This window comes from Phyllobacterium sp. P30BS-XVII, from assembly GCF_014138335.1.
Classification (GTDB): Bacteria; Pseudomonadota; Alphaproteobacteria; order Rhizobiales; family Rhizobiaceae; genus Phyllobacterium; species Phyllobacterium meliloti.
The window spans coordinates 1,106,380-1,128,886 of sequence record NZ_JACGXO010000001.1 but is presented as its reverse complement, the minus strand read 5'-3'; the positions used below and the strand labels follow the sequence as shown (position 1 = coordinate 1,128,886).

Sequence of the window (22,507 nt, the reverse complement as noted above, 5' to 3'; positions counted from 1 at the left end):
CTAACGTTTCCGCGCAGATGATCTACCCGCACCGCGGCGTTGTTCCTGCTCTTCAAACAGCGAAGCCAATTGCTCGGTCATTGCGCCAGCCAATTCTTCCGCGTCAACGATAGTCACGGCACGGCGATAATACCGCGTCACATCATGGCCGATACCAATGGCGATCAGCTCGACCGGCGAGCGTGTTTCGATCTCTTCAATGACCGCGCGCAGATGCCGCTCAAGATAATTGCCGGGGTTAACCGACAGGGTGGAATCATCAACAGGCGCGCCGTCAGAAATCATCATCAGAATCTTGCGCTGTTCAGGCCGTCCCAGCAAACGCTGGTGCGCCCAGATCAGGGCTTCGCCATCGATGTTTTCCTTCAAGAGGCCTTCGCGCATCATCAATCCGAGATTGCGCCGTGAGCGGCGCCACGGGGCGTCTGCACGCTTGTAGACGATATGGCGCAGATCATTGAGACGGCCGGGATTGGCGGGTTTGCCGCGCTCCAGCCATGCTTCGCGGGCCTGACCGCCCTTCCACGCCTTGGTGGTGAAGCCGAGAATCTCGACCTTCACACCGCAGCGTTCCAGCGTGCGCGCCAGAATATCGGCACAGGTCGCTGCAACGGTGATCGGACGGCCACGCATGGAGCCGGAATTATCAATCAGCAGCGTGACGATTGTATCGCGGAAATCCGTATCGCGTTCCTGCTTGTAGGAAAGCGGCTGGGTGGGATCAATGACAACGCGCACGAGACGGGCCGGATCGAGATAACCCTCTTCCAGATCGAAATCCCACGAGCGATTCTGCTGCGCCATCAGGCGGCGCTGCAAACGGTTTGCCAGACGCCCGACGACACCGGAAAGATTGGCGAGCTGCTTATCAAGGAATGCGCGCAGGCGCTCCAGTTCCGCATCGTCGCATAGTTCTTCCGCATCGGTGGTTTCGTCGAACTCCTGCGTGAAAACCTTATAGCCGCTCTCACTGCCAAGATTGGAGAAAGGCTGATTCGGACGGCGCGCCTCACCGGGCATTTCCGCATCCGTATCCGCGTCATCATCTATATCGTCAGACGACGCATCCGCCGCCTCGGTTTCACCCGACTGGCTGTCATCGCTGGCGCTTTCCGAATCATCATCCTCGGAGGCATCGCTGCCCTCATCTTCGTCGGAGCCGCCCTCATTGTTCTCTTCGGGTTCAGGCGCGTCGTCGTTGTTTTCCTGCTCGTCGTCCTGCTCGCTTTCCTGTGACAGCTCTTCCGCCATCTCCATGGAAGCCAGCATTTCACGCACAACCCGGGCAAAGGCGTTCTGATCGTTGATCTTGGCACCGAGGTGTTCAAGATCAGCTGAAGCTTTTTCCTCAATCCAGTCGCGCCAGAGGTTTACGACATTACCAGCCGACTCGGGCGCTTTGCGGCCCGTCAGCTTCTCGCGCACCATGAGCGCAACCGCTTCTTCCAGCGGCGCTTCGGCCTTGTCAGTGATGGCGGGGAAATTGGCCCGTGAATATTTGTCTGACAGCATGGAGGTCAGATTCTCAGCCATGCCATCCATGCGCAAGGCACCGATAGCTTCAACACGCGCCTGTTCGACCGCATCGAAAATCGCCCGCGCCTGCTTGCCCTCAGGCGCCAGCGTCGCATGGATACGGTCATTATGGCACGCCTTGCGCAGTGCCATGGAATCGCCGATGCCACGGGTGACTGCAATATCGTTCGCCGTTGGACGCTTGGGCAGATCAGGCAAGCGCGCCCGGTGCCCTGTCAGCGCCGGACGATCATTGCCAAACCCGACTTCCATCTCATGGTCGCCGGCAATGGCCCGCATGCAGGCCGTAACCGCGCGCTTGAAAGGCTCGGAATCAACCGGACCTTTCGGGTTTGTGCGTGAATTGTCTCCGGGGCCCGCCATGCTCTGATGACGCTCAGCCTATGACCACGTTGGCCGTTGACTCAGGCAGTTCCTTGCCGAACGCGCGCTGATAGAACTCGGCAACGATTGGACGCTCCAGTTCATCGCACTTGTTGAGGAAGGTCAGGCGGAACGCGAAACCGACATCCTTGAAGATATCGGCATTCTCGGCCCAGGTAATAACCGTACGCGGGCTCATCACCGTCGACAGATCACCATTGATAAAGGCCGCACGGGTCATGTCGGCAACACGGACCATCTTCGAGACGATCTCCTTGCCTTCCTTATTCTGATAGTGCTTGGCCTTTGCCAGAACAATGGCTGCCTCATTGTCATGCGGCAGATAGTTGAGCGTCGTCACGATGGACCAGCGATCCATCTGCGCCTGATTGATCTGCTGCGTGCCGTGATAAAGACCTGTCGTATCGCCAAGACCAACGGTGTTTGCCGTCGAGAACAGGCGGAAAGCCGGGTGCGGACGGATAACACGGCTCTGGTCGAGCAGGGTCAGGCGGCCGGAGGATTCAAGAACGCGCTGGATAACAAACATAACGTCGGGGCGTCCGGCATCATATTCGTCAAACACCAGCGCAACATTGTGCTGATAGGCCCATGGCAGGATGCCATCACGGAATTCCGTGATCTGCATGCCTTCCTTGACGACGATCGCGTCCTTGCCGACGAGATCGATACGGCTGACGTGGCTGTCGAGATTGACGCGCACGCATGGCCAGTTGAGGCGGGCGGCGACCTGTTCGATGTGGGTTGATTTACCTGTGCCGTGATAACCGGACACCATGACGCGTCGGTTAAAGGCAAACCCGGCCAGAATGGCGAGCGTGGTCTGCTTGTCGAACAGATAATCCGGATCGGTCTCCGGCACATATGCATCGCCTGCCTTATAGGCAGGAACCATCATGTCGGTATCAAATCCGAAAAGCTTTGCGGCAGAAACCGTTGTATCCGGCAAATTCGCAATATCGCGATCAACCTTATTCATCATGCCTCCAGCGCGACTGCACGCGCAGACGCAATAAGATAGTCACACCCATGAAGCCTCAAATGGGAGGCTTCGAATTCAGCCAAACACGGTCCTAGCAAAAACCAGCCTGTTTGAGCAATTGATAAGCCTGGATAACGTCGCGGAAACGATCCTCGGAAGCCCGATCACCGCCGTTTGCATCGGGATGATGGCGCTTCACCAACTCCTTATAGCGCGACTTGATGTCTTCGCCAGTGGCTTTTACATCAAGACCCAGCGTATCCAGCGCTTTTGCCTCCAAAGGCTTGGCTTTGCGCAGGCGCGCAGCCGGCCTTGCATCGCCGAACACGCTGTTCGGGTCACGGAAGCGATTCTGGTAGGCCGCACGGCCTGAACGCAGTTTGGAAAAATCAGGCGATGTCTTCGCGCCGCCCGCTGCGGCGGCTGCCGCACTGGCACCAGCGCCGCTTCCCGGCAAACCTGCAACGGTCCAGGTGGGACGGTCGCCTGTCAGCGCTTCCTTCTGGTAGCGTGCAACTTCGACATCGGACAGGCCGGAAAAATAATTATAGCCTTTGTTATATTCGCGAACATGATCGATACAGAAATGGAAGAACTCGCCTTCTTTCATGCGTCCAACCGGCGCACGGTGTGGACCAGGCTTGTCACAGCCATCCCACTGGCACACGGGAATGCGCGATTTCTCCTCCTCCGCCTTTTTCGGGCGGATACGGATGCTGTCAAAATATTTCGAATTTGAGGTCATTGCGTACGATTATCAACGGATTGGTTTACAAGACAAGAATTGACAATTGCCCATGGATCAACCTAACGCCTGAAATGGCGGTAAATTTGTGATCATGTACGGATTTGCCAAATGAAACTACCATATGGGCGCAGGAGAACGAAATGTCCACTCAGTCAGCGATCGAAAACAAACTGACGCAGGCTTTTCATCCTGTTTCACTGACCGTCATCAACGAAAGTCATCTGCACGCCGGCCACCACCATGAAGACAGCGGGCATCATGGCACATTCGACGGTTCCGGTGAAACGCATTTTCGCGTGCGCATTGTCGCAGAAGCTTTTTCCGGCCTGTCACGCGTGGCACGCCACCGGGCAATCAACGACGTTCTCAAGGACGAACTGGCTGGCAGCGTCCATGCTCTGGCGCTGGAACCAACAGCGCCGGGCGAAGCGACACGCCGCTAAACCTGCACCAGCTGGCGCTTGAGACGCGAAATCATTCCCGTTTGCAATTCGCTCGCTTCGCCATAGGCAGACGCCGTTTGCCGCAACATGTCTATCAGTTGAAAGCGCTCGTCCATTGTCAGGCGGTCGCGCAGCATCGGCACCATTTCATCGGCCATAGGCGAAAAGAAACCCCGTTGCTTTGTATATTGCCAGGCCCTCTTGAACATTGCATCGGGGTCGTCGATCTGCAGCGGGCCACTGATCAATTCTATGATTTTCAGCTTTTCGTCCATGGTGAGTGGGGTGCCGGTGCGCACCAGCTGGATCATCAGAACCGTTGCCGCCAGCCGCGGATCCCGGATTCGCCGGTAGCGAGAGCCAATCAAGCCTTCAAACCTGTATTTTGCCTTGCTCCTCAGACCCCGTGTATCCCGATCCAGTTCACGCACCGCGCGGGCGGCTGATTGCGCTCTCAGTATCCAGTAAAAAATCAACGCGGCTGCACCTAGAACCGCAATAATAATATGCATGCAACCCTCGATACATTTGCTGGGAATTCGGTCTGTAACAGCCTCGATCAGAGATCGAGATTAATTCGGTTTGGCTTTCTCGTCATCCTCCAAAGGTCGAATGCGAAGCCGCGTAATGCGGTTTTTCTCCCGCTTCAGCACGGTGAATCGCTTGCCATGGAAAGTGAAGGCCTGCTTCTCGGTCGGAATGCTCTGGGTCTCGTGAATGACAAGACCGGCGATGGTTGTGGCCTCCGCATCCGGCAAATGCCAATCCAGAGCGCGGTTAAGATCGCGGATCGGCACGGAACCATCGACCAGTACCGACCCATCGGGCTGCGGACGAACGCCTTGCACATCGATATCGTGCTCGTCGGCGATATCACCGACAATCTCCTCAAGAATATCTTCGAGCGTGATCAGACCCTGCACATCGCCATATTCATCAACGACGATGGCAATATGGGCCTTGCGGCGCAGGAAGGCATTGAGCTGGTCCTGCAAAGTGGTTGTATCGGGCACAAACCACGGCTTGGTTGCCACCTTCATGATGTTGATCTTGGAAAAGTCCCGATTGGCATCGCGAATGGCGCGCACCAGATCCTTGGCGTGAACAACACCGACAATATTGTCATTGTCACCGCGCCAGACGGGAATACGCGTGTGATGGCTGGCAAGAATCTGGTTGACGATATCCTCGATCGGATCGTCAGCATTGATTGAATCCATATCCGTGCGGTGGATCATGACGTCATAGACTTCAAGCTCACGCAGATCGAGCAGACCGCCAATCTGGTCACGGTCGCGTTTCACCACCGAGCCGTCCCGGTGCAGAAGATCGACGGCGCCGCGCAGTTCCTCCTGCGCCGAAAGCATTGATTTGACCGAACCGAGATCAATGCCAAACAAGCGCAGGATAAGCCGCACGATCCAGTTGATGAGATCGGATAACGGGCCAAAAATGAACACCGCAAGTTGCGCAAACCGCACCAGCGCCAGCGCATTACGATCAGGGCTGGAGATTGCCCAGGATTTCGGCAGGACTTCGGCAAAAATCACCAGAAGTACGGTCATGATCGCAGTCGCATAGGCAACACCCGCCTGCCCGAACAGGTTGAGCAGCATGCTCGTTGTCAGGGACGATGCGAGAATATTGATCAGATTGTTGCCGATCAGCATGACGCCGATCAGCCGGTCGCGCTTCTCGATAAGACCTTCGACCACCGTCGCCCGGTCATCACCGCGCTTGGAAAGCCGGTGCATCCGGGCACGCGACACGGCGGTCAGCGCTGTTTCAGATCCTGAAAAAAGACCAGACATCAGGATCAGAAGGAAGATGATTCCGCAAAAGATCCAGAGTTCAAGGTTCATTTTGGGTGCTTCTCCTGCAAAAAGCTGAGCACTGCTGATGGCGGCACGTCCTTGGCAATGAAGGACTGCCCGATGCCGCGCGTCAGGATAAAGGTCAGCGCACCGCGCGCTACTTTTTTATCCTGCGCAATATAGTCCATGAGCTTTTCCGCCGTGGGCAATTCACCCGGAATGTCGCCGATGGCCACAGGCAGGCCCACATGACGCAAATGCGCCTCGACCCGCTTGGCATCATCAGCGCTCGCAAGGTTCATCTTGACCGAAAACTGATGCGCAAGGACCATGCCGATGGAAACACCTTCACCATGCACGAGGCGGGTGGAATCATAATGCGTCGCGGTTTCCAGTGCATGACCAAAAGTATGGCCGAGATTGAGCAGCGCCCGGTCGCCGGTTTCACGCTCATCGCGCGCCACCACATCGGCTTTTGACTGGCATGACACAGCAATAGCGTGGGTTCGCTGCGGACCGCCCTCAAAAATGCCCTGCCAGTTCTTCTCCAGCCATTCAAAGAAATCCGGCCTGTCGATCAGGCCATATTTGGCAACTTCCGCATAACCCGCACGAAACTCGCGCGGGCTCAGCGTATCCAGCACATCTGTATCTGCAAGTACCAGTTGTGGCTGGTAGAACGCGCCGACCAGGTTCTTGCCGTGCGCCGTGTTGATGCCCGTTTTGCCGCCAACGGACGAATCCACCTGTGCCAGAAGTGATGTCGGTATCTGCACAAAGCCCATACCGCGCCGTGCAATGCTTGCGGCAAAACCGGCAAGATCGCCGATCACACCGCCACCAAAGGCAATTACGATGTCACCGCGCTCCAGCCGTGCGGAGAGGATCGCATTGGTAACGGTTTCCAGTGTGGCAAAGCCTTTCGACTTTTCACCCGGCGTTACGAGGATCGGCGTTGAATCAATCCCGCTAGTTTTGAGGCTTTCGGTCAGGCGCTGCAGATGCAGGGCTGCAACATTGTCGTCGCTGACAATGGCAACACGGCTCGCACCGGTGCGCGCGGCAATTTCCAGCCCTGCCCGTTCGATCAGGCCCGAGCCGATGAGGATATCGTAAGAGCGGTCTCCCAGTTTTACGGGAACTGTCGTCTGCGCGCTCATATCAGCGATTCCTTGTCGTCCAGATGCTGTGCAACGGCCTGCATTGCCTCAAAGGCAATGATTTCCTTCTTTTCCTCACGCGAATGAATGGTGAGATCCGCCTGCGCATATATTGGGTAGCGCTCGCTCATCAGCCTTTCCATGACCGCGCGCGGATTGTCATTTTTGAGAAGCGGCCGGTTCTGCTTGCGCACCACACGGTTCATCAGCACGTCGAGTTCCGCATTGAGCCAGATCGATATGCCTTCCGCAGCGATTGTACCGCGAGTCTGCTCGTTCATATAGGCGCCGCCGCCCGTCGCCAGAACAATCGGCCCATCTTCGAGCATACGCGCAATAACCCGGCGCTCCAGATCACGGAACTCCGCTTCGCCATAGGCCTCGAACAGCTCAGGAATGGTCATGGTCGAGACTTTTTCAATCTCATTATCGGCGTCAAAAAATGGCAATTCGACCAGCGAAGCCAGTTTCTTACCTACGGTGGATTTGCCTGCACCCATCAATCCGACGAGCACAATAGACCTATGGCCCAGCCGTTCGCGGATGGATCGTGCCAACTCCGGAACCTGTGCTGTGCCAAGAATATCGTCAATGCTGTTCATAAATGCGTTTCGACAGGAAAACCGGGCTTTCGTCAAGCAAACTATGGGCAAAGCGCGGGTTTCTCGGTCTGCCGGACCTTCATCAATTCATAAGAGTTTCCATTGCAAGATTATGGAACACCTGAAGCAAGCCTGCAAAGACGATTTGATGCCGACACTGACCCGACTGATCCTAACCCTCGCGGTTCTCGCCGGGCTCGTTTACGCCGGTATGCTGGCGCTCGTCACCTTTGTACATCCCACACAGACCGAACTGACCATTCGCATTCCCACCGAAAAGCTCAATCCTAAACCTGGCAATCCAAAGTAAACCCATGCGCGCAGCAGCAGCCATAGAGACGTTTCTTGAGATGATGAGCGCCGAACGCGGTGCGGCGCAAAACACGCTCGATTCCTATCGCCGCGATCTGGATGATGCCGCTGCCTTTGCCAGCGCGACCGGCATACAGCTGACCCTGGCGGAACCGGGAACAATCCGCGCCTATCTCGATGATATTGCCGGGCGTGGCTATGCAGCTACCTCACAGGCCCGGCGTCTATCCGCCCTGCGCCAGTTCTTCCGCTTTCTCTATACGGAGAATATCCGCACCGACGACCCGACAGGCACGCTCGATGCGCCAAAGAAGGACCGCTCACTACCCAAAATCATGAGCGAGACCGATGTCGAGAAACTGCTCGGGCGCGCTGAACTGGAAACCCTCGATGCAACAGCACCGGCAAGTGATCATCTGCGGGCTCTGCGTCTGCACGCGCTGCTGGAAATTCTCTATGCGACGGGGTTGCGCGTTTCGGAACTGGTCGGTCTGCCTGTGACAGTGGCGCGTTCCGACCATCGGTTTCTGATGGTGCGCGGCAAGGGCTCGAAAGACCGCATGGTGCCCCTTTCGGGCAAAGCGCGCGAGGCGATGAGCAAATATCTTGCCGTGCGCGATGCCCTGCCTAACCTTGACGATAATCCCTGGCTTTTCCCGGCAATTTCCGAAAGCGGTTTCCTCGCCCGGCAGGTTTTTGCCCGCGAATTGAAGGGGTTGGCCGCTCGTGCCGGACTTGTTACTTCGGCAATTTCACCCCACGTGTTACGGCATGCTTTCGCCAGCCATCTCCTGCAGAATGGCGCGGACCTGCGTGCGGTACAACAATTGCTGGGTCATTCGGACATCTCGACGACCCAGATTTATACCCATGTCATGGAGGAGCGGCTGCACCGCCTTGTCACGGAGCACCACCCTCTGGCAGACTAACCCATCTACCCGCGAGACAGGCGGGACCATAGACCTTGGCGGGAAACTCTATGTGGCGGCTGTTGAAAAAGCTGTTTTCTGGACCGGAACCATCGACTGTCACGACTGACAGCGAAGTGATCCGCTTTGACGAAACGGGGTTCACGCGGTCCAGCCAGTTGATCCGCGACATGGGCTGGCGGGAGCACTGGAACTGGGACGAGATCGACGGTTTCGGCTTTTCGTTCAAACAGGCCATGTTTCCCGACCCGTGGTTTGGCGATTACATGGAAAGCGAATGGTTCATCATCGTTGAAAATGAAAATGGCCCTGAACACATCTATTTTGATGCGGACTGGCTGAATATCGACAATCTTCCGCCTGCCCTTTTGCAGAATATACCCGATCTTGATCGCGACGAACTGCGCAAGGGCCTCCACAACGCAGCAGGCGGCTTTCATTATTATGCTGGCGAGGGCCAGTGGGTCGGCTGGCAGCGGACCAAACCCACCAAGCACGTGCGCACGGCAAAGAAGCCAGCCGCAAAACCGAAAACAGCGCCGGTCAAACGTCCAAGATCACCCAAAAAGCCGGGCGCATAATGCCGCGCAAGAGCCTGATCGCCACCCTTATCCACGGGATTCCACCACACCTTCGCCGGAATTATCTCTATAACTGACCCCGCGAACGTGCCTTGTAAGCCTTGCTTCCTTGACATGCGCGTCCGCAACAGCCAGTTAGGTCGTGAAAAATCCACCGTTTTGCAGGCAGACACCTCGTCCATGTACAACTATCTCGATTTCGAAAAGCCGGTTGCTGATCTCGATGGCAAGATCATCGAACTGAAGAAGCTCGCTGAAGAAGGCGGTGCCCTCGACACCAATGACGAGATCACCCGTCTGGAAAAGCGCTCGGCAGAAGCTTTGCGCGATCTGTATCGCAAGCTGACGCCATGGCAGAAGGCACAGATTGCCCGCCATCCGGATCGTCCGCACTGCGTCGACTATATTGCCCGGCTCTTCACCGACTTCACACCACTGGCCGGTGATCGCAATTTTGCCGAAGACGAAGCCATTCAGGCCGGTCTTGCCCGTTTCAATGGTCAGGCCGTCGCGGTGATCGGTCAGGAAAAGGGCAACGACACAAAGTCCCGCCTCAAGCACAATTTTGGCATGGCCATGCCCGAGGGTTATCGCAAGGCCGTGCGTATCATGGATCTGGCTGATCGCTTCAACCTTCCTGTCATCACGCTTGTCGATACAGCCGGTGCCTTTCCGGGCATTGCCGCGGAAGAGCGCGGTCAGGCGGAAGCCATCGCCCGTTCCACAGCGGCATCGCTCAACCTGAAAGTGCCGATGGTTTCGGTCATCATCGGCGAAGGCGGCTCGGGCGGCGCCATCGCGATTGCAACCGCGAATCGCGTCTACATGCTCGAACATGCGATTTACTCGGTGATTTCGCCTGAAGGCGCCGCATCGATTCTCTGGCACGATTCCACCCGCGCCAAGGATGCCGCCACAAACATGCGCATCACGGCGCAGGACCTGTACGAGCTGAAGATTATCGATGGCATCATCCCCGAACCCACGGGCGGCGCCCATCGCGGCAAGGATGCTGTGATCGAGGCAACCGGCAACATCATCAATGTTGCGCTGAAATCCATGGCATCCATGGACCGCGAAGCGCTCAGAAAAGACCGGCGCGACAAATTCCTCGCCATCGGACGCAACCTTTAAGAGTAACAAAAGGCCCGGACATTCTCCGGGCCTTTTGTTTTCCAGCCGGTAACGCACCTGATAGCAGCGCAAAAACCCGGATTTGTTGAGTTAAGCCGCCGAATAATTCGGGGCGCGACAGTCTGGCAAAAAATTGTTGCGGTTTTTTTGCCAAAGCTGCTTGCAATTCACAGCCCAACCGATTACGAACCGGCCTGCGCAGACGAACGCGCATTTGTGGCACGCGCCCGTAGCTCAGCTGGATAGAGCACCAGACTACGAATCTGGGGGTCAGAGGTTCGAATCCTTTCGGGCGCGCCATTTCTTCCCTGCATTAGAAAGAGGCTCGCAATTTGGCGAACCTCATTCTCCAAGAAATCAGGCAGCTTGTTGTGACAAGCGCGCAGCCAGATGACGGGAGACCTTCTCTACAAACAGACAGCGAACGGTAGCGGGGAAAATCTGATCGCGCCCGTCAGTTATCTCTCCCCAGGCGTCTGGAAACGAGAAGCCGTCCATTGCACGTAGAAGGGTTTCACCCGCATCACGCCAGATACTAGCGCTCAGCACCTCGCACAGCGCTTCAATGATGGTAGCGCGAACAAATCCTGCATTGCCATCTGCAGTTTCGGTAATGCATTGAAGCGCCGTAATCAGCGTTTCGCGGCCATACTGCCGAAGACAACGGTTGAGAGCACCGACAGCCTGTGTCTGACCGACACGCATTTTTGCCAAAATGAGATTTCGCCTGCAAATCTCGACACCTGCGGCAGCGCAAACATCTGCGAGAGCCTCGGCATCCGCATCGCCCGCTGCAAGTTTTGCATAGAAAAGTTGCTGGGCCGTCGTTTTTGTAACGTTCCCGTTCACAGCGGCATATGCTGCTGCCTGTTGGGCTCGATCAGCTTGAACCACCTGACACGGAACCTGTTCAATACCACGCAAGATGGCCGCCGTTGTACGATGTTGACCGTCGACAATAGCAAACATGCCACCTTCGACAGGAGCTACAATAACAGGAGCAAATTTTGACCAGTCAAAATGTTCCGCAATATGTTGAACATTTTGACGCCCGCGCCGACTAACTTCCCGCTGATATGTATGATCAACGACGAATTTCTCCGTTGATATCCAATTCAGTATTGGTGCTGGACCGGGGGAATATTGGGTTTGAGGCGCGGGAATTTGAGCTGGGTCTAATTTCTGAAACATAAAATACTTCCTATTAAAAAATGCGGGAAAAAAAGTACGCATTTCCATTCTGAGGACAGATATTAACGATCAGACAACATGCTCAAAAAAGCGATTGATTATCAGCCAGTTTGGTTAAGGCAGCGCTATCAGCCAATAGAATGGCAGACTTCACAAATCAGCACGGCAATACCAACGACAACACCGAATGCCAGCAAATGGACCCAGACGGGTGTCGTGTAATGGAAATATTGCTTGTCTTCATATTCTTCGTGCAAGGCGCCGTACTCTCGTGGACTTCAGGAGCTTTATCCTGACGGGGACAGCCATAAACAGACAGCAAGCCCATGCTCATTCCACGGCCAATGGGGAATTCCGATTTGCCGAGTCGGCGTCGCAAGTGAAAAGTCTGTCCTCCATAGCGGATATATCCTCAGACAAATAAACAACAACACGGGAGTTGTGTGCAGGCGCGGGTTCATTATCCTGCACCGATATGAGACTGACACTATCGGGAGCCTGACATGCTGCTTGGAGCCATTGCCGACGATTTCACCGGCGCGAGCGATCTGGCCAACACTCTTGCCAAGGGCGGCATGTCGACAGTGCAGTTCGTCGGGACAGGCCATGCCGCCGTGCCTGATTGCGAAGCGGGTGTCGTTGCCCTCAAAACAAGGTCAGTACCTGCCGATGTGGCGGTACACCAGTCGGTTGAAGCCGCACGGTGGCTGCTCGATCAGGGCTGTGAGCAGATCATCTTCAAATATTGCTCGACATTTGACTCAACGCCCCATGGCAATATCGGACCGGTGGCCGAAGCACTGCTTGATCTTCTCGGCGCTGACATCGCCATTGTTTGCCCGGCCTTTCCGGCAACGGGACGACGTCTTTTTATGGGGCACCTGTTTGTGGGGGACCAGCTGCTGAGCGAATCCGGCATGCAAAATCACCCGCTCACACCCATGACCGATCCAGACATTCGGCGCTGGCTGCGCCGCCAGACCGATGGCGAAGTGGGTAGTATCCTGCTCGATACGGTTCGCAAAGGCATTTCCGCCTTGACCGAAGCCTTCGCAGCGGAATCCAGTGCCGGGCGGCGGCTTGTCGTGACGGATGCAGTAACCGATGATGATTTGCGCGTAATCGGCACCGCAGCTGCCGATCATAAGCTCATTACCGGCGGCTCAGGCATCGCCATTGGCCTGCCGCAGAATTTTCGCGGCCAAGGCAAGCTTTCGGACAGTCCCCGCTCCCTGCCCCTCGCCAGCGGCCCCGGTATCGCGCTTTGCGGCTCATGTTCAACCACGTCACAGGCACAGGTTGCAAATTATCTGCAAGCGCATCCCGGCCTTGCCATTGATCCGGCCGCACTGATGGCCGGGAAAATGACCGTGGAAAACACCCTTGATTGGGTTCGCCAGCAAAACGGCAGCACACCCATTGTCTATTCGACTGCCAATCCGGAAACTGTTTCCGGCGCCCAAAAAGAATTCGGCCGTGAAGCGGTTGCGGTAAAAATAGAACGGTTTTTTGGCGAACTGGCGCAACGTCTCGTCAGTCAGGGCACACGGCGCATCGTTGTGGGCGGCGGTGAAACATCGGGCGCGGTGGTCGAGGCGCTTAATCTGCAAAGCCTGCATATCGGCAAGGAAATCGATCCGGGCGTTCCAGCATTGGTGGCTGATGGCAAACAACCCATCGGCCTTGCGCTGAAGAGCGGCAATTTCGGCGCCGAAGACTTTTTCGCCAAAGCACTTCTCCAGGTGGGAACAGTATAATACATTGAAAACACATATTGAATTGAAGTGAGCCATGCCAAAATTCTCCGCAAATCTCGGCTTTCTCTGGCCCGATCTCCCGCTACTCGACCGCATATCAGCCGCCGCACGCGCCGGTTTCAAAGCCGTGGAACTGCACTGGCCCTATGACATTCCGGCAATTGAAGTGCGCAATATCTGCGCTGCCCATAACCTTGCTCTACTCGGCTTGAATACCCCAACCGGCGATGCGGCGAAGGGTGAGTTCGGCCTTGGCGTATTGCAGGGTAGAGAGGCAGATTTCGAGACATCGCTCGATAAGGCAATCGATTACGCCCGTATCGCAGGTGCATCCGCGATCCATATCATGGCTGGTGTTGTTGCACCGGAGCAAAAGCCGCAGGCAAGAGCCGTGTTTGCCAGAAATCTGGCGCTCGCGGCACGCAAGGCAGCGGATTTCACCCTGCTGCTCGAACCCATCAATCAGCGCGACAAGCCTGGCTACTTCTATTCGACGATTGAGGAAGCCGTCTCGCTGATCGAGGAAATCGGTGCGCCCAATTTGACTGTTATGTTCGACGTCTACCATGTCGGCGTCAGTCAGGGTGACATTTTCAAACGGCTGGAAAAATATCTGCCGCTGATCGGCCATGTCCAGATTGCCGCTGTCCCGAGCCGGGCAGAACCCGATGAGGGCGAAATTGCCTATACCGCCGTTCTGGCGGAACTGGACCGGCTTGGATATAGCGGCTGGGTCGGTTGCGAGTACAAGCCGCGCGCTGCAACCGATGACGGGCTGAGTTGGGTTCATACTCTGGGCGTTTCTCTGTAACGCCGTTTCTGGAACGAATAGGCGAGCCAATAGTTCTCTTCTCGACGTGAGAGGAGTGGCACGATGCGAAAACTGTTTACCCAAGTCGCCAATAGGGTTGCCATATATGCCGGCAAGCCGCTGACCTTTATCCTCTGTTGTCTGATTGTCGTCGTCTGGGCGGTGAGCGGCCCCCTGTTCGGCTTTTCCGATACGTGGCAGCTTGTGATCAATACCGGCACCACAATCATCACTTTTCTGATGGTCTTTCTCATCCAGAACACGCAGAATCGCGACGGTGTCGCCATTCAGGCCAAACTCGATGAACTGGTCCGGGTGTCGAAGGGTGAAAACGTCTTTATCGGCATCGAGCATCTGACCGAGGAAGAAGTGGAAGAATTCCGCAACCGGTGTGAAGCTGCAGCGCGCAAAGCCGACAGGGAACTCGCCGCCCGAAACAAGAAATGAACAGCTGTTCAAGACTGTCACAATTGACGTGATTCCGCCCGCCGCAATTTAGCCATCCACTCCTCACTTCCTGCAAAGCAGCTATGCATTCTTGTCACTGCAAGTTTTGCAGGGCATCGACTATATGCAGCTCACGATCAAGAAATGATCCAACAAACAATAAGTTACCAAGGTGAGTGAAATGAACCTGATCCGCTCTTACAATAACTGGCGCCGTTACCGTGACACTGTCACAGAGTTGAACCGCCTGTCCGCACGTGAACTGAACGACCTCGGCATCTCCCGTGGCGATATCGCCTTCGTTGCCAAGAAGGCCGCAGCAGCGCGCTAATAGCATTCTTAGAGTTAACGTTCGGGATTACCTCCTCCCAGGTCCCGAACGTTCAAAGGCCGGCACTCCTCCTCCCAGTCGGCCTTTACAAATAGCACCCACCGCACCTCCTCCCGCGGTGGGTGTTGTTTTTTCAGGCACTGCCTGATCGCAACACAATTTTCCCCAATATTGCACCCCGCCTCCTTTCCCCGTATCAGTCGAACCGACTCACCGGCGGAGGAATTTCATGACAAGCGGCATTCATCACATCACCCTGATCACCCGTAACGTTCAGGCGAATGTGGATTTCTATGTCGGCTTTCTTGGCCTTCGTCTTGTCAAACGCACCGGCGGTTATGAAGACGCAACCCAGCTTCACCTCTTCTACGGCGACACATCGGCAACGCCGGGTTCGCTGATTACCTTTCTGGTCTGGGAAGATGGATCGCTCGGGCGTGTCGGCTATGGCCAGCCCAGCGAAATCGCGCTTGCCATTGCCCCCGATGCCATTGGCTTCTGGCTGACCCGCGCCCTTCAGCACAATATTGCAACGACAGGCCCCTCGCAGGAATTCGGCGAAACAGTGCTGCGCCTGAAAGACCCTGACGGGGTTATCGTCAAGCTTGTCGGCACATCCGAGGTAAAGGCGTCTGATATCTGGACCGGTAATGGCATATCTGAAGCAGACGCCATATTGCGGATTCGCGGTGCCACTGTTTTGACCGAGCAGCCGCTTGCCACCTGCACATTTCTCGAAACCTATTTCGGCTTCACCGCCGGTGAGCAAATCGACACCATCACGCGGATGGTCTCGGCCTCCGGTGATTGTGTCGATGTACGGGACGCAACCGGGTTCTGGAGCGCAGCACCCGGCACCGGAACGATCGATCACATCGCCTTTCGTGCGCCCGACATTGCCCATGTCCAGACCATCTATGACAGGCTGATCAAGGACGGTTCGGACGCAACGGCCATGCACGACCGCAAATATTTCCATTCAATCTATGTGCGGGAACCAGGCGGTACCCTGTTTGAAATGGCAACCGACGGCCCCGGCATGCTTCTGGATGAGACACTGGAAACACTTGGAAGCAAATTGTTCATTCCGCCGCATTTTGCCCAAGAAACCGAAAACCTCAAAATCATGCTGCCGCAGTTTGGTCTGCCCGGTGAAGAACGGTTTATCTACCGCGAGCTGCCCTTCGTGCATCGTGTCTATACGCCTGAACATGCGGGTGGCCTGACCCTTATGCTTCTGCATGGCTCCGACGGCAATGAGACAACATTACTACCGCTTGGCGCCAATGCTGCACCACAGGCAACGCTCTTTGGCTTGCGCGGACGCAGCAATGAGGAAGGTATTGGTCGCTGGTTCCGGCGTTTTGGTCCTTTGAGCTTTGACCAGAACGATATCCGTTCGGAAGCCGAAGCACTAGCTGGTTTCATCGAAGGCGCGGTTGAGGCCTATCACCTTGATCTGCAACGGACCGTATTCCTCGGCTATTCCAATGGTGCCAACATGCTTGTTGCGACCATGCTGCTGCATCCGGGTCTTATCAGAAATGCGGTTCTCCTGCGGGCAATGAATGTACTGGAAGAAACACCGCAGCTTGATCTGAGCGATACGCATATTCTAATGGTCAATGGAGAGCACGACCTGTTCGGCGCCAAGACCCCGGACCTTGAAGCACTGTTGCGCGAAGCCGGAGCAGACCTCACGGTGAAACGCGTTTATGCCGGGCACGAAACCGGCCAGCACGATATTGACGCCGTACATCAGTGGATTGAAGCCACCTTCTAAATAGAAAAAGCCCGGCATTTTCACGCCGGGCTGTTTATCCAGATTAGACCAGAGGCTTCAGGTTCGCTTCGATGGAAGCCCGCTTTCCCTCAAGGAATGGCGGCAGCGACAATCCTTCGCCCAGTGTTTCCAAAGGCTCATCGACGGTGAAGCCCGGACCATCCGTGGCAATCTCGAACAGAATGCCATTGGGCTCGCGGAAATAGAGCGAGCGGAAGTAGTAGCGCTCGACTTCACCGCTCGACGGCATACGGAAACTCTTCAGCCTTTCAGTCCATTCATGCAATTGCTGCACATCCGGCGCGCGGAATGCCACGTGATGCACAGCGCCCGCACCCTGCCGCGCCACCGGAAGACCGGGCTGCACCGCCACATGCAGTTCGGCAGCAGGACCGCCCTCGCCCATAGAAAACACATGCACATGACCGGCACCATCGGGGGACGGATAGCTACTGGTCTGGCGCATGTTCATCACATGCAGAAGGATGGCTTCCGTATTGGTGATATCGGGCACGCTGATGGTGATTGGACCAAGGCCGCGAATCTGGTGTTCAGCAGGAACCGGGCTTTTCTCCCATGGATGCGAAGGGGCTGCGCCACCATCATTGATCAGGCGGAACCGCTGGCCTTCGCCATCCTCGAAATCCAGCGAGTCATAGCCACCGATTTCGGTGACTTCACCTGATTTGACGCCAAGCTCGATAAAGCGTGCCTTCCACCAGTCGAGGCTGGCTTTGCTGCCAACGCGCAAACCTGTGCGTGAGATACTATGCGTGCCGCGCTGTTCCGGGCCGACAGGCCAGTCGAAAAAGGTCAAATCGGTGCCGGGCGTTGCTTCACCATCCGCATAGAACAGATGGTAGGCACTTGTATCATCCTGATTGACTGTCTTTTTGACAAGCCGCAGGCCGAGGGTCTTCGTGTAGAAACGCAGGTTCTCCGGAGCATTCGCCGTAATGGCAGTCAGATGATGGATGCCGGTCAATTGTAAGGACATGAAAGCCTCCTGAATTGGTTTGCTTGGCGCTCATTCGCCGTTGGGGTGAATATCTGCGCTGTCGACCGGCATATAAAGACTGCTTCCATGCAACTCATGTTCGATAAAACAGAACGACATCATGCATACAGGCTTTAAAATTCGCCATTAGTCCGTTATGGAAGAACCATGAAATGGCGCTTCGACGATTTACTGACTTTTCTTGATGTCATGGAGACCGGCAGCATCACCTTGAGTGCCGCGCGGCTTAACCTGTCAAAATCGGTTGTCAGCAAACGCATCACCGATCTTGAGGCGGCACTGGGTACGGAACTGTTCCAGCGCTCGCCGCGCAAGCTGCTCGCCACGGATAACGCTCATGCCTTTGTCGAACGCGTCCGCCCGCTGGTGCGCGACATTATGGAGGCGGCTGATACGGCAGGTGAACGCTACAGCGCCATTCGCGGCAATTTGCGCATTACCGCGCCCATGACCTTCGGTACTTTCTATCTCAGCCGCATGATTGCAGATTTTGCCCGGCAATATCCGGATCTTGAAATCGCCGTCGAGCTTGATGACCGCATGGTCGATCTTGTGCGTGGCGGTTTCGACGTTGGCGTTCGCATCGGTATTCTCAAGGATTCAAGTCTGATTGCCCGCAAACTCTGCACGGACGCACGCGTCATTTGTTGCAGTCCGGCTTTTGCAGCGGCCAACGGGTTGCCCAAAACCTTAGATGAACTTGGCTCGTTCGCCTGTATCGATTATTCGAACGTGAATACCAGCCAGCTCTGGCAATTTGAGAATCCTGTATCGTCAAGCGAACCGGTTTCCGTCGCCATGCATGGGCGCATCGTCGCCAATAATGGTGAGGCCATGCGCGACATGGCCATTGCCGGACTGGGACTGGTGCTGCTGCCCATGTTCATAGCGGCCGACGCCTTGCGCAATGGAACGCTCATCTCAGTCCTGCCGCAAGCCAAGCCGCTGCCCTACCGTATCCATGCGGTCTACCCACCGACACGGCATGTATCGGCCAAGGTCAGGGCCTTTATCGATCACCTTGCGCGCCATATTGGGGAGCCGCCAATATGGCAAATGCCCGACGCTCTGCGGACTGGTCAGCCCTGAATGAACAGAATCAGAGAGCGAATCACCTGGGGCAATTTGCAGGCCCGATCCGGCCCTCATCCGAAAATTCATAGCCGGATTTGCAAAAAACCCTGTAAACACTGGGTATAAACCCCGAAAATGCGTTCTATTCCTGATGACAGAGGCGGCAACGCGTGCCATACAGACGCCTTCGATCAACGAATATACTGAGGAAACCGCCAACATGAATACGTCCGATCTTATCGAGAAGCTCGTCGCTGATCAGGGTCTTACAAAGGTTCAGTCCAAGGCGATTGTAGATAGCGTTCTTAAGGGCATCACCGATGCCGTCGTCGCAGGCGACGAAGTTTCGCTGCCAGGCTTCGGCAAGTTCAAGGTACAGTCGCGCGCCGCTCGCGAAGGCCGTAACCCTGCAACTGGCGCAACGATCAAGATCGCAGCCTCCAAGAAGGTTGCCTTCCAGCCTGCAAAGGCTCTGAAGGATGCCCTTAACGGCTAATCCCCGTTGGTGCTGATTTCTTAAAAAGGCGGTGCTCAGGCGCCGCCTTTTTCATTTTCTGGCTGGTCTTAATCCCGTTCGAACCTGAGAACGATGATGTGGTCGCCGCCTTCATCAAACTCATCAATGCGCGTGAACCCGGCAGTTTCCGCCGCTCCAATCGCCTCGAGATTCTCCGCCTCATAGGAGACATAGGCAAAGCGCTCATCGGCGAAATGCGGGAATGCGATCCGGGACAGATATTCCTTTAGCATGAGATGCTCAAACCCTCTTCCAAGATAACCAGCTTCGCCGATGAAAAGATCAAGGCTGATACCGGCGTCTGCTCCCGTTGACTCAACCCACTCCTCGTAATCCGCATTGCTGTAGCATTGCAGATAACCGAAGGGCTGTTCGCCATAATAGGCGATATGGCAAATATCGGGCGTCTCGCCCGTGAACATCGGGCCATACTCCTCCGCCACTTCCCGTGGCGTGATAGGATCAGGTTGATAAAACGCGCGCACATGCGGCGTCATCAGCCATTTTGCCATCAAAGGCAGATAGGACAGCGAGGCCGGGCGGAAGCTGATTGCAGGGTTCTCAGTCATGTTCGGCTACCCCCGGCTGCGAGAGCAACCGCCTGTTGTTCGACAAACTTTTCAAGACTGTCGAGTGCCCCGCTCCAGCCCTCGTGATGGCGATCACGCGCCGCTTCATCGAAAAACCGCTCGTGGATCAAAGTGAACAACGTGCCGCCGTCCACTGGTTCAAGCACCAGCGTTACCAGCGATTCCCGGTCAGGCAGAGTGATCCAGACCCATGTGAAAGCCAGACGTTTTTCGATCAGCACTTCGCAATAGACGCCGCTGACATTGTGCTCTTCCCCGTCAGGCGTGAGAAAAATAACGCGAAACGTGCCGCCCACACGCGGATCAGCTTCGGCTTTCAGGGTTTTGGCACCGGTCGGGCCCCACCAATGTACAATCATGGCAGGGTCGGTCCAGGCAGCCCAGACCAGTCGCGGCGGTGCTTTCAGATGGCGTTTGAGCGTCAATGAAGGTGCAATTGCCATTCTGTTCCTCCCGGGAAGGCTGACGAAAGATGCACACGGCGGGTGCCGTAACAGGTCGGTAAACAACAATTGATGAGCGCCGTTGCTTCCTGTCAATGGGCGCATTCTGGAAGATATACTGGCAACAAAATGCGGATCATACTGGGAAAACAGTGCATTTCGCCATAAAACCGCCCTGTCTTCATTGCAGGTGACGATTGTGTGATTGAGCAATTTGACTCATTGCGGTAAGGCTTTATCAACTATAACGGATGCAAATAGGGGGTTGTGGATAGCAATCCACACAATTTCGACGAAGCGAACTGGTAACAGCTGCGAAGATGAAAATACCGACACATATCCTTGCACCGTTGATGCTGACCCTGTTTCTTGCGGGTTGTCAGGGCGCATCCGTTTCTGATCTTGCACCAAAGTCTGAACAGCAATTGTCCGAGAAAATGGTCAAGCTGATGAAGACCAAGGGCATGAGCATGACCGCGCCGGTCATGGTTCGTATCTTCAAGGAAGAGAACGTTCTTGAAGTGTGGAAGCGCAAGGACAATGGCCGTTACGATATCGTCACGAGCTATAAGATTTGCAAATGGTCGGGCAAGCTTGGCCCGAAATTCATCGAAGGCGACCGGCAGGCACCGGAAGGTTTTTATGCCGTGCGCCCGGGCCAGATGAATCCGAAATCCAGCTATTACCTGTCCTTCAACACAGGTTTCCCCAATGCGCTTGATCAGGCCCTTGGCCGCACCGGCGCCAATCTGATGGTGCATGGCGCATGTTCGTCATCCGGTTGCTATTCGATGACCGACGCGCAGGTTCAGGAAATCTATGCTTTCGCCCGCGACGCTTTCAAAGGCGGTCAGGAATCGATCCAGCTGCAGGCCTTTCCGTTCCGTATGACCGCAGCCAATATGGCGCGCTACAAGGACGATCCGAACTATGCTTTCTGGAAGAACCTGAAGGAAGGTTACGACCACTTCGAGATCACCAAGGTGCCGCCAAAGGTGGATGTGTGCGAGAAGAAATATGTCTTCAATCACACAACTGACCCGAATGCACCGATTGCAGCGACGGCTATCTGCCCGCCCATGCAGCAGCCTGAAACGCTGAAGATGGCCTATCAGAGCTATCAGAACAATTATGAAGCCGCCTTCTCCACCATGGCAGGCAAAGGCAGCATCACGCCGCCAAGCCGTTCGATTCAGGGACTGAGCGAAGCCAAGATCATTGCTGACTGGAGCGCTCGCCGCGCCCGTGGTGAACGCGTCACGCAGGAGCCGCCATCCCTGTCGCCGCAGGACAAGGACGCAGCGCTGAAACCGCAGGTGATGGTCCGCCTTGCCTCTGCCGTGGCCGCCGACAAGGCGCGCGACGAAAAAGAAGCAGGCAAGCGGCACCGTATGACCGTTGCCGCCATACCGGCTTCAACTGCCAATCAAGTTGCAACCAATGCATCAGCACCGGTTGTTGCCCAGACAGTAGCACCCGTGCCATCCGTTGTTCCAGCTCAGGTGCAGGACGTTTCAGCGACTGTTGCTGAACAGCCTGCCAAGAAGGCCTGGTGGAAAATCATTGGTAACTAAGTGAGCCATCCGGAGCATTCGGCATGAGCGCTGATATCTACGACCTGCGCGGCTTGAATTGCCCTTTGCCGGTGCTCAAAACCCGCAAGCGTCTGGAAACCATGCCCGAGGGCACGCGGCTGTGGGTTGAAACCAGCGATCCCCTTGCCGTGATCGACATGCCCAATTTCTGCATGACCGATGGTCACAGGCTGATTGAAACGGTGACTATTGATGGTGGCCACCGCTTTCATATCGAGCGTGGTTAGATCGCTAATTTTCTATCCGCATGGTGATTGGCATGTCCATGGTCCAGTGGTTCGTGGTTCGACATAACAACCATGAGGGAGATGGGTAGCTGCAACGA

Annotated in this window: 26 protein-coding genes and 1 tRNA gene; 15 read left to right on the top strand and 12 right to left on the bottom strand. The window is 55.7% G+C overall.

The annotated features are described in order from the left end of the window. The 3 genes from cobT to FHW17_RS05600 all read right to left on the bottom strand — a co-directional run bounded on the left by cobT (position 1) and on the right by FHW17_RS05600 (position 3,647). Positions 1–1,899 (bottom strand): cobaltochelatase subunit CobT, encoded by a 1,899-nt coding sequence (gene cobT / locus FHW17_RS05610; RefSeq protein WP_182509363.1) that lies wholly within the window; start codon positions 1,897–1,899, stop codon positions 1–3. A gap of 13 nt (positions 1,900–1,912) precedes the next feature. After that, positions 1,913–2,899, bottom strand: a complete 987-nt coding sequence (cobS, locus tag FHW17_RS05605) for a cobaltochelatase subunit CobS (protein WP_091879970.1) — start codon at positions 2,897–2,899, stop codon at positions 1,913–1,915. A 94-nt stretch (positions 2,900–2,993) separates the two neighbouring features. Then, positions 2,994–3,647 (bottom strand): J domain-containing protein, encoded by a 654-nt coding sequence (locus FHW17_RS05600; RefSeq protein WP_112529696.1) that lies wholly within the window; start codon positions 3,645–3,647, stop codon positions 2,994–2,996. A gap of 143 nt (positions 3,648–3,790) precedes the next feature. Here FHW17_RS05600 and FHW17_RS05595 point away from each other — a divergent pair, with 143 nt between their 5' ends. Continuing rightward, positions 3,791–4,093, top strand: a complete 303-nt coding sequence (locus FHW17_RS05595; protein ID WP_112529694.1) for a BolA family protein — start codon at positions 3,791–3,793, stop codon at positions 4,091–4,093. Here FHW17_RS05595 and FHW17_RS05590 read toward each other — a convergent pair. From FHW17_RS05590 to FHW17_RS05575, 4 genes are read right to left on the bottom strand one after another with little or no spacing between them, the layout of a single operon-like run. Beyond that, positions 4,090–4,605: a TerB family tellurite resistance protein gene (locus FHW17_RS05590; protein ID WP_112529692.1), complete on the bottom strand. Its 516-nt coding sequence runs from the start codon at positions 4,603–4,605 to the stop codon at positions 4,090–4,092. The genes FHW17_RS05595 and FHW17_RS05590 overlap by 4 nt on opposite strands. A 60-nt stretch (positions 4,606–4,665) precedes the next feature. Then, positions 4,666–5,955, bottom strand: a complete 1,290-nt coding sequence (locus tag FHW17_RS05585) for an HlyC/CorC family transporter (RefSeq protein ID WP_091879964.1) — start codon at positions 5,953–5,955, stop codon at positions 4,666–4,668. Then, positions 5,952–7,067 (bottom strand): 3-dehydroquinate synthase, encoded by a 1,116-nt coding sequence (gene aroB, locus FHW17_RS05580; protein WP_182509362.1) that lies wholly within the window; start codon positions 7,065–7,067, stop codon positions 5,952–5,954. Before aroB ends, FHW17_RS05585 begins: the two co-directional genes overlap by 4 nt. Beyond that, a complete protein-coding gene (locus FHW17_RS05575) occupies positions 7,064–7,669 on the bottom strand; it encodes a shikimate kinase (RefSeq protein WP_112529687.1) in 606 nt (201 codons plus the stop codon). The genes aroB and FHW17_RS05575 overlap by 4 nt, the downstream gene beginning before the upstream one ends. A gap of 148 nt (positions 7,670–7,817) precedes the next feature. On the opposite strand from FHW17_RS05575, the gene FHW17_RS05570 reads away from it, so the two are divergent. From FHW17_RS05570 to FHW17_RS05550, 5 genes are all read left to right on the top strand, one after another. Next, positions 7,818–7,979, top strand: a complete 162-nt coding sequence (locus tag FHW17_RS05570; protein WP_091880273.1) for a histidine kinase — start codon at positions 7,818–7,820, stop codon at positions 7,977–7,979. Positions 7,980–7,983: 4 nt separating this feature from the next. Further along, positions 7,984–8,910 (top strand): site-specific tyrosine recombinase XerD, encoded by a 927-nt coding sequence (gene xerD / locus FHW17_RS05565; protein WP_182509361.1) that lies wholly within the window; start codon positions 7,984–7,986, stop codon positions 8,908–8,910. Between the two features lie 50 nt (positions 8,911–8,960). Further along, positions 8,961–9,491: a hypothetical protein gene (locus tag FHW17_RS05560; RefSeq protein ID WP_182509360.1), complete on the top strand. Its 531-nt coding sequence runs from the start codon at positions 8,961–8,963 to the stop codon at positions 9,489–9,491. A gap of 180 nt (positions 9,492–9,671) precedes the next feature. Next, positions 9,672–10,625: an acetyl-CoA carboxylase carboxyltransferase subunit alpha gene (locus FHW17_RS05555; RefSeq protein ID WP_112529682.1), complete on the top strand. Its 954-nt coding sequence runs from the start codon at positions 9,672–9,674 to the stop codon at positions 10,623–10,625. A gap of 223 nt (positions 10,626–10,848) precedes the next feature. Then, positions 10,849–10,925 (top strand) — tRNA-Arg (locus FHW17_RS05550). Between the two features lie 57 nt (positions 10,926–10,982). Here the strand turns inward: FHW17_RS05550 and FHW17_RS05545 are convergent. Then, positions 10,983–11,816: a DUF6551 family protein gene (locus FHW17_RS05545; protein ID WP_113096830.1), complete on the bottom strand. Its 834-nt coding sequence runs from the start codon at positions 11,814–11,816 to the stop codon at positions 10,983–10,985. A gap of 128 nt (positions 11,817–11,944) precedes the next feature. Then, a complete protein-coding gene (locus FHW17_RS25330) occupies positions 11,945–12,073 on the bottom strand; it encodes a hypothetical protein (protein ID WP_281410732.1) in 129 nt (42 codons plus the stop codon). Positions 12,074–12,319: 246 nt separating this feature from the next. Here FHW17_RS25330 and otnK point away from each other — a divergent pair, with 246 nt between their 5' ends. The 5 genes from otnK to FHW17_RS05520 all read left to right on the top strand — a co-directional run bounded on the left by otnK (position 12,320) and on the right by FHW17_RS05520 (position 16,945). Further along, positions 12,320–13,573 (top strand): 3-oxo-tetronate kinase, encoded by a 1,254-nt coding sequence (gene otnK / locus FHW17_RS05540; RefSeq protein WP_182509359.1) that lies wholly within the window; start codon positions 12,320–12,322, stop codon positions 13,571–13,573. A 34-nt stretch (positions 13,574–13,607) separates the two neighbouring features. Further along, complete coding sequence (locus tag FHW17_RS05535; RefSeq protein WP_182509358.1) at positions 13,608–14,384, top strand: TIM barrel protein; 777 nt, start codon at positions 13,608–13,610, stop codon at positions 14,382–14,384. A 63-nt stretch (positions 14,385–14,447) separates the two neighbouring features. After that, positions 14,448–14,831: a low affinity iron permease family protein gene (locus FHW17_RS05530; RefSeq protein ID WP_112529675.1), complete on the top strand. Its 384-nt coding sequence runs from the start codon at positions 14,448–14,450 to the stop codon at positions 14,829–14,831. Positions 14,832–15,012: 181 nt separating this feature from the next. Continuing rightward, the gene (locus FHW17_RS05525; protein WP_091879951.1) at positions 15,013–15,162 is read left to right on the top strand and encodes a DUF1127 domain-containing protein; all 150 of its coding nucleotides are present in this window, start codon (positions 15,013–15,015) and stop codon (positions 15,160–15,162) included. Positions 15,163–15,391: 229 nt separating this feature from the next. After that, positions 15,392–16,945, top strand: a complete 1,554-nt coding sequence (locus FHW17_RS05520; RefSeq protein ID WP_182509357.1) for a VOC family protein — start codon at positions 15,392–15,394, stop codon at positions 16,943–16,945. Between the two features lie 43 nt (positions 16,946–16,988). Here the strand turns inward: FHW17_RS05520 and FHW17_RS05515 are convergent, their stop codons facing one another. Next, on the bottom strand, positions 16,989–17,942 hold the full coding sequence (locus tag FHW17_RS05515) for a ring-cleaving dioxygenase (protein WP_113096825.1): 954 nt from the start codon (positions 17,940–17,942) through the stop codon (positions 16,989–16,991). A 168-nt stretch (positions 17,943–18,110) separates the two neighbouring features. On the opposite strand from FHW17_RS05515, the gene FHW17_RS05510 reads away from it, so the two are divergent. Beyond that, the gene (locus FHW17_RS05510; protein ID WP_182509356.1) at positions 18,111–19,052 is read left to right on the top strand and encodes a LysR family transcriptional regulator; all 942 of its coding nucleotides are present in this window, start codon (positions 18,111–18,113) and stop codon (positions 19,050–19,052) included. Between the two features lie 205 nt (positions 19,053–19,257). After that, on the top strand, positions 19,258–19,533 hold the full coding sequence (locus FHW17_RS05505; RefSeq protein ID WP_091880272.1) for an HU family DNA-binding protein: 276 nt from the start codon (positions 19,258–19,260) through the stop codon (positions 19,531–19,533). A gap of 68 nt (positions 19,534–19,601) precedes the next feature. On the opposite strand, the gene FHW17_RS05500 is transcribed toward FHW17_RS05505, so the two are convergent. Together FHW17_RS05500 and FHW17_RS05495 are read right to left on the bottom strand one after the other, a co-directional pair. Then, complete coding sequence (locus tag FHW17_RS05500) at positions 19,602–20,123, bottom strand: GNAT family N-acetyltransferase (protein WP_112529667.1); 522 nt, start codon at positions 20,121–20,123, stop codon at positions 19,602–19,604. After that, positions 20,120–20,587, bottom strand: a complete 468-nt coding sequence (locus FHW17_RS05495) for an SRPBCC domain-containing protein (RefSeq protein ID WP_112529665.1) — start codon at positions 20,585–20,587, stop codon at positions 20,120–20,122. The genes FHW17_RS05500 and FHW17_RS05495 overlap by 4 nt, the downstream gene beginning before the upstream one ends. A 320-nt stretch (positions 20,588–20,907) precedes the next feature. Here FHW17_RS05495 and FHW17_RS05490 point away from each other — a divergent pair, with 320 nt between their 5' ends. Both FHW17_RS05490 and FHW17_RS05485 read left to right on the top strand, forming a co-directional pair. Then, the gene (locus FHW17_RS05490; RefSeq protein ID WP_112529663.1) at positions 20,908–22,161 is read left to right on the top strand and encodes a murein L,D-transpeptidase family protein; all 1,254 of its coding nucleotides are present in this window, start codon (positions 20,908–20,910) and stop codon (positions 22,159–22,161) included. A 23-nt stretch (positions 22,162–22,184) separates the two neighbouring features. Beyond that, entirely contained in the window at positions 22,185–22,409 is a 225-nt protein-coding gene (locus FHW17_RS05485) for a sulfurtransferase TusA family protein (RefSeq protein ID WP_091879940.1), read from the top strand. Positions 22,410–22,507 lie beyond the last annotated feature (98 nt).